This is a genomic window from Modestobacter lacusdianchii (assembly GCF_054177765.1).
In genome coordinates this window covers 1-6,650 of record NZ_JBJJTJ010000055.1, presented here as the reverse complement: position 1 = coordinate 6,650, position 6,650 = coordinate 1, and the positions used below count along the sequence as shown (strand labels likewise).

Here is a 6,650-nt window from a genome sequence, read left to right as displayed (position 1 = left end):
CGTGGCCGAGCCGGCGGTCGCGCACGGGGTCCCGACGGTCGGGGAGGCCCGGGCCACCGCCGCCCAGGACCTGCAGCTGGCCTTCTACGCCGCCGCCCAGCAGCGCGGCTGGGCGCAGGGCAACTACGCGCTGCCGGAGATCCTGGCCGGTCCCCGCGCCGCCGAGGAGCTGGCGACCCGCCCCGCCGACGTCGTCCTCAACGGGATCTCCGGGTCGATCGGGCTGCGGCCGACGCTGTCGGCGCTCGCCGCCGGGCGCACCGTCGCACTGGCCAACAAGGAGTCCCTGGTGGCCGGGGGCGAGCTGGTGACCGCCGCGGCCGCTCCGGGTCAGCTGGTGCCGGTCGACTCCGAGCACTCCGCGCTGGCCCAGTGCCTGCGCGGTGGTTCCCGCGGGGAGGTGGCCAGGCTGGTGCTCACCGCCAGCGGTGGCCCCTTCCGCGGCCGGACGGCCGAGGAGCTGGCCGGGGTGACCCGGGAGCAGGCGCTGGCCCACCCGACCTGGGACATGGGGCCGGTGGTCACCATCAACTCCGCGACCCTGGTCAACAAGGGCCTGGAGCTCATCGAGGCGCACCTGCTCTTCGACGTCCCCTACGCCGACATCGACGTGGTGGTGCACCCCCAGTCGATCGTGCACTCGATGGTGACCTTCGCCGACGGCGCCACCATCGCCCAGGCCAGCCCGCCGGACATGCGGCTGCCGATCGCGCTGGCGCTGGCCTGGCCCGACCGGCTGCCCGACGTGCAGCCGGCGCTGGACTGGTCGGCCGCGAGCACCTGGGAGTTCCTGCCGCTGGACTCCGCGGTCTTCCCCGCGGTGCGGCTCGCCCGGGAGGCGGGAGAGGCCGGCGGTGTCGTCCCGGCGCTGTACAACGCGGCCAACGAGGAGGCGGTCGCGGCGTTCACAGCCGGACACCTCTCGTTCCCAGCGATCGTGCAGGTGATCGCGCGTACCCTCGACGCCGCGCCGGACCTCGGCGCACCCACCTGCGTCGAGGACGTGCTGGCCGCCGAGAAGTGGGCCCGGGAGCACGCCCGCGCCGTCATCGGCCAGGGCAACGGACAAGGGAGCTGAGCTGAGCGGGTTCCTCCTGACGGTCCTCGGATTCGTCGCCTTCGCCATCGGTCTGCTGTTCAGCATCGGCTTCCACGAGTTCGGGCACTTCTACTGGGCCCGGAAGTTCGGCATGCGCGTGCCGCAGTTCTTCGTCGGTTTCGGCCCGACGGTGTTCTCCCGCCGTCGCGGGGAGACCGAGTTCGGGATCAAGGCCGTGCCGCTGGGCGGCTACATCCGGATCGTCGGCATGATCCCGCCGGCTGAGGAGAACGAGAGCAAGCGCGCGACCCGGATGCGCAGCTTCATCGCCGAGGTCCGCGGCGCCGCGCTCGACGACGTGCGGCCCAGCGACGGCGACCGGGTCTTCTACAAGAAGCCCTGGTGGCAGCGGGTGATCGTGATGGCCGCCGGGCCGTTGCACAACCTGGTCCTCGCGGTCGTCTTCTTCACCCTGGTGCTCACCGTGCTGGGCACCAACGTGCTGACCACCCAGGTGTCCAGCGTGCCCGCGTGCGTCGTGCCCGCCGGCGCCGAGAGCGCGACGGCCGACGACCCGTGCCAGGTGCCGATCGTCACCTCGGGCGCGGACGCCGGTCAGGTGTGCGAGGAGGGCACGGCGGACTGCTCCCTCCCGGTCGCCAGCCCGGCGGCCGAGGCGGGTCTGCGCCCCGGGGACACGATCGTGGCCATCGACGGTCAGGTCATCGACCCCACCGACCACGCCAGCTGGACGACGGTGCAGGACGCGATCCGCGCCCACCCCGGGGACGAGGTGGCGCTGACGATCGAGCGGGACGGCGAGCGCCGCGAGCTGACGGTGACCCCGATCGCCACCACCGTCTACACCGACCAGACCGGCGAGGACACGATGACCGCCGGGTACCTGGGCGTCAGCCCGGTGCCCGGGTTCGCCCGCCAGTCGCTGAGCGACGTGCCCGGCTACTTCGCCAACGTCATCACCCAGTCGGTCGCCCGGCTGGTCGAGATCCCCGAGCGGGTGCCCCAGCTGTTCCGCGCCGCCTTCCTGGGCGAGGAGCGGGACCGCAACGGGCCGATCGGCGTGGTCGGCGTGGGCCGCATCTCCGGGGAGTACTTCGCGCTCACCGAGTTCAGCGCGCTGGAGAAGCTGAGCTTCTTCCTGAGCCTGCTGGCCAGCGTGAACCTGGTGCTGTTCCTGTTCAACCTGCTGCCGATCTACCCGCTCGACGGTGGGCACGTGGCGGGGGCCCTGTACGAGAAGGCGCGGTCGACCGTCGCCCGGGTGCGTGGGCGCCCCGATCCGGGGCCTTTCGACATCGCCCGGCTGATGCCGGTGGCCTACGTGGTGGCCGCGCTGTTCGTGCTGCTGTCGGGCACCCTGCTGGTTGCCGACATCGTCAACCCGATCACCCTGCAGTAAGTGGGAGACTGACTTCTCGTGACCGTCTCGCTGGGCATGCCCGCCTCTCCGCCGCCCGTCCTGGCCCCGCGCCGGAAGACCCGCCAGCTCGACGTCGGCGGCGTCGGCGTCGGCAGCGACTCCCCGGTCAGCGTGCAGTCGATGTGCACCACCAAGACCGCCGACATCAACGCCACGCTGCAGCAGATCGCCGAGCTGACCGCGTCGGGTTGCCAGATCGTGCGGGTCGCGGTGCCCGACACCGACGACGCCGAGGCGCTGCCGATCATCGCCAAGAAGTCGCAGATCCCGGTGATCGCCGACATCCACTTCCAGCCGCGGTACGTCTTCGCCGCGATCGACGCCGGCTGCGCCGCCGTCCGGGTCAACCCGGGCAACATCAAGAAGTTCGACGACAAGGTCGGCGAGATCGCCAAGGCGGCCAAGGACGCCGGCACCCCGATCCGGATCGGCGTCAACGCCGGCTCGCTGGACCGCCGGCTGCTGGCCAAGTACGGCAAGGCCACCCCGGAGGCGCTGGTCGAGTCCGCGCTGTGGGAGTGCTCGCTGTTCGAGGAGCACGACTTCCGCGACATCAAGATCTCGGTCAAGCACAACGACCCGGTGGTCATGGTGCGCGCCTACGAGCTGCTGGCCGCCCAGTGCGACTACCCGCTGCACCTCGGCGTGACCGAGGCCGGCCCGGCGTTCCAGGGCACGATCAAGTCCGCCGTCGCCTTCGGGGCGCTGCTGTCCCAGGGCATCGGCGACACCATCCGGGTCTCCCTCTCCGCCCCGCCGGCGGAGGAGGTCAAGGTCGGCAACCAGATCCTGGAGTCGCTGAACCTGCGCCAGCGCGGTCTGGAGATCGTCAGCTGCCCGTCCTGCGGCCGGGCCCAGGTGGACGTCTACAAGCTCGCCAACGAGGTCACCGCCGGTCTGGAGGGCATGGAGGTGCCGCTGCGGGTGGCGGTCATGGGCTGCGTCGTCAACGGGCCGGGCGAGGCGCGCGAGGCCGACCTCGGCGTGGCGTCGGGCAACGGCAAGGGCCAGATCTTCGTCAAGGGCGAGGTGGTCAAGACCGTGCCCGAGTCGCTGATCGTCGAGACGCTGATCGAGGAGGCCATGCGGATCGCCGAGGCGCAGGTCGCCGACGGCACGCCGTCGGGCCCGCCGGTCGTCACCGTCTCCTGACCGGCTGCCGAGCCGACCGGGGAGGTGGAGCGGGTGCTGCGTTCGTCGCCTGCCCGGGTGCTGGACGCCGAGGACGAGGCCGCGGTCACCGAGCTGCTGGCCGGTGACCCGGTCGCGGCCTGCATGCTCGCCGGCCGGATCGAGGCGTACGGGACGGCGACCGGTTCGCTGGGCGCCCCGCTGTGGGGCCTGCACTCGGGGCGGCGGCTGGACGCGGTCTGCCTGGCCGGCGCCAACCTGATCCCGTTCGCCCGCCCGGGCTGCGAGCAGACGGCGGCCTCCGCCTTCGCCGAGCTGGCCCGCCGGGCCGGCCGCCGCTGCTCGACCATCGTCGGCCCGGCGGCCTCGGTGCTGCCGCTGTGGGAGCTGCTGGCGCCGTCCTGGGGCCCGGCCCGTGAGGTGCGGGCCCGGCAGCCCCTGCTGGCGATCGAGGGCCCGCCGGCCGTGCCGGCCGAGCCCCGGGTGCGCCCGGTCGGCCTGGGCGAGCTGGACACCCTGCTGCCCGCGGCGGTCGCCATGTTCACCGAGGAGGTCGGGGTCAGCCCGCTCCGGGGCGACGGCGGTGCCGGGTACCGCGCACGGGTCGCCGAGCTGGTGCGGGCCGGCCAGGCGCTGGCCTGGATCGAGGACGGCGAGGTGCTGTTCAAGGCCGACGTCGGCGCGGTGTCCCGCGCGGCGTGCCAGCTGCAGGGCGTCTGGGTGTCCCCGCGGTACCGGGGGCAGGGCATCGGCCAGCGGGGCACGGCCGCCGTGGTCGAGTACGCCCGGACGGCGATCGCGCCGGTGGTGAGCCTCTACGTCAACGACTACAACGGGGCCGCCCGCGCGGCCTACGAGCGGGTCGGTTTCCGGCCGGTCGGCACGTACGCCTCGGTCCTCTTCTAGGCGGGCCCCGCTGCCCCCCACCGCTCGTCGGCTCGCGCTGGGGCACGTGGGGCTGGTGCGGCGCGCACTTCCGGATCAGCACCGGCCATCTGCCAGGGTGGGGGTGTGCTGAGCCGAGAGCTGACCAGCGGTACCGGGACGATGCGCCGCGTGGCGACGGCGGGCGGGGCGGCCGTCGTCCTCCTCGTCCCGCTGCTCGCCGGGTGTTCCAGCGACCCCACCGACGACGTGCGGGCGGCTGCGCAGGCCTTCCTGGACGACTGGTCCGGTGGCGAGACCGCCGCGGCGGCCGACCGCACCACCGACCCGGCGGCCGCCACCGCGCTGCTGGAGCAGACCGCCACCGACCTGCCCGAGGCGTCGCTGTCCGCCGAGCTCGGTGACGTGCAGGTCGAGGACGGCACCGCCACGGTCGACTGGCAGGCCACCTGGGACCTCGCGGCCGCCCCCGACTGGGCCTACGACGCCGCGCTGGAGCTGCAGGAGGGCGAGGACGGCTGGCAGGTCGTCGCCGAGCCGACCGTGGTGCACCCGGAACTGGGGGAGGGGCAGCACCTGGTGGTGAGCCGGTCGCTGCCCGAGCGGGCGCCGATCACCGACGGGACGGGCGCGCCGCTGTTCACCGAGACCGAGGTGGTCAACGTCGGTGTCGACCCGGCGCAGGTGACCGACCTGCCGGCGCTGGCCGCCGGGCTGGCCGCCGCGACCGGGGTCTCCGCCGAGCAGGTCACCGCTGACGTGCAGGCCGCCCCGGCCGGGCAGTTCGTGCCGGTGATCACGCTGCGGCGGCCGGACTTCGAGGCGATCCGCGCCCAGGTCTACGACCTGCCCGGCGCGGTCTTCCCGACCAGCAGCCGGCTGCTGGCGCCGACCGCCCGCTTCGGTGCCGCCCTGCTGGGGCGGGTGGGGAAGGCCACCGCCGAGGTGCTGGAGGAGACTGCGGGGGAGGACGGCGAGCAGGTCTACGCCGCCGGTGACCGGCTGGGCCTCTCCGGCCTGCAGCGCGCCCACCAGGAGCAGCTGACCGGCACCCCGGGCTTCACCGTCTCGGTGGCCAGCACCGACGAGAGCCTCTCCGACGCCGGCCGGGTCGTCGCCACCGTCGAGCCCGTGCCCGGCACCCCGGTGCAGACGCCGCTGCTGCCTGCGGTGCAGGGCGCCGCGGACGCCGCGGTGGCCACCCAGCCGCTGGCCACCCACCTGGTCGTGGTGCGACCGGGCACCGGCGAGCTGCTGGCGGTGAGCTCGAACGAGGCCGCCAACCCGGCGAACGCGCTGTCCGGGCAGTTCCCGCCCGGCTCGAGCATGAAGACGATGACCGCGACCGCGCTGCTCTCCGCCGGTGCGCTCACCCCGGACACCGCGGTGCCCTGCCCCGGGACGACGGTCGTGGAGGGCCGGGAGTTCGAGAACGAGGACCAGTTCGACCTCGGCACGGTCCCCTTCACCGAGGCGTTCGCCCAGTCCTGCAACACCACCTTCATCCAGCAGGCGATGCAGCTGCCCGACGACGCGCTGAACGCCGCGGCCGCCTCCTACGGTGTCGGCACCGACTGGCAGCTGCCGGTGGGGGTCTTCAGCGGTGCGGTGCCCACCACGAGCACCGGCACCACCAAGGCCGCCGACGCCATCGGCCAGGGGCAGGTGCTGATGAGCCCGGCGCAGCTGGCCCTGGTCGCCGCGGGCATCGCCAGCGGCACGCCGGCGGCACCGGTCGAGGTGGTCGGGGCCGACGCTGCCGGCCCCGCGCCGGCCGGGCCCGGCCAGGCGGTGCTGGACCAGCTGCGGCCGATGATGCGCCAGGTCGTGCTCAGCGGCACGGCCTCGGGGCTGTCCGACCGGGGTGAGTTGTACGGCAAGACCGGCACCGCGGAGTTCGGCACCAACACCCCGCCGGACTCGCACGGCTGGTTCATGGGCTATCAGCTCGGTGGCCCGCAGGGCGACCTGGCCTTCGCCGTCCTGGTCGAGGCAGGTCAGTCCAGCAGTGCCGCCGTGGCGGTCGCCGACGCGTTCCTCGGCGCACTCTGACGCCGTCCCGGGGGGGGGGGGGGGGGGGGGGGGGGGGGGGGGGGGGGGGGGGGGGGGGGGGGGGGGGGGGGGGGGGGGGGGGGGGGGGGGGGGGGGGGGGGG

Annotated in this window: 5 protein-coding genes; all 5 read left to right on the top strand. The window is 74.2% G+C overall.

Annotated features, from left to right (window positions below):
* On the top strand, positions 1 to 1,078 hold a 1,078-nt coding region (dxr, locus tag ACJTNH_RS20610), incomplete at its 5' end, for a 1-deoxy-D-xylulose-5-phosphate reductoisomerase (RefSeq protein ID WP_458179122.1).
* A gap of 1 nt (position 1,079) precedes the next feature.
* The gene (locus ACJTNH_RS20605; RefSeq protein WP_458179124.1) at positions 1,080 to 2,459 is read left to right on the top strand and encodes a M50 family metallopeptidase; all 1,380 of its coding nucleotides are present in this window, start codon (positions 1,080 to 1,082) and stop codon (positions 2,457 to 2,459) included.
* 18 nt (positions 2,460 to 2,477) lie between these two features.
* Entirely contained in the window at positions 2,478 to 3,632 is a 1,155-nt protein-coding gene (ispG, locus tag ACJTNH_RS20600; protein WP_222193828.1) for a flavodoxin-dependent (E)-4-hydroxy-3-methylbut-2-enyl-diphosphate synthase, read from the top strand.
* Between the two features lie 33 nt (positions 3,633 to 3,665).
* Complete coding sequence (locus ACJTNH_RS20595; protein ID WP_458179120.1) at positions 3,666 to 4,517, top strand: GNAT family N-acetyltransferase; 852 nt, start codon at positions 3,666 to 3,668, stop codon at positions 4,515 to 4,517.
* A 105-nt stretch (positions 4,518 to 4,622) separates the two neighbouring features.
* Positions 4,623 to 6,548: a penicillin-binding transpeptidase domain-containing protein gene (locus tag ACJTNH_RS20590; RefSeq protein ID WP_458179118.1), complete on the top strand. Its 1,926-nt coding sequence runs from the start codon at positions 4,623 to 4,625 to the stop codon at positions 6,546 to 6,548.
* Positions 6,549 to 6,650: the final 102 nt, after the last annotated feature.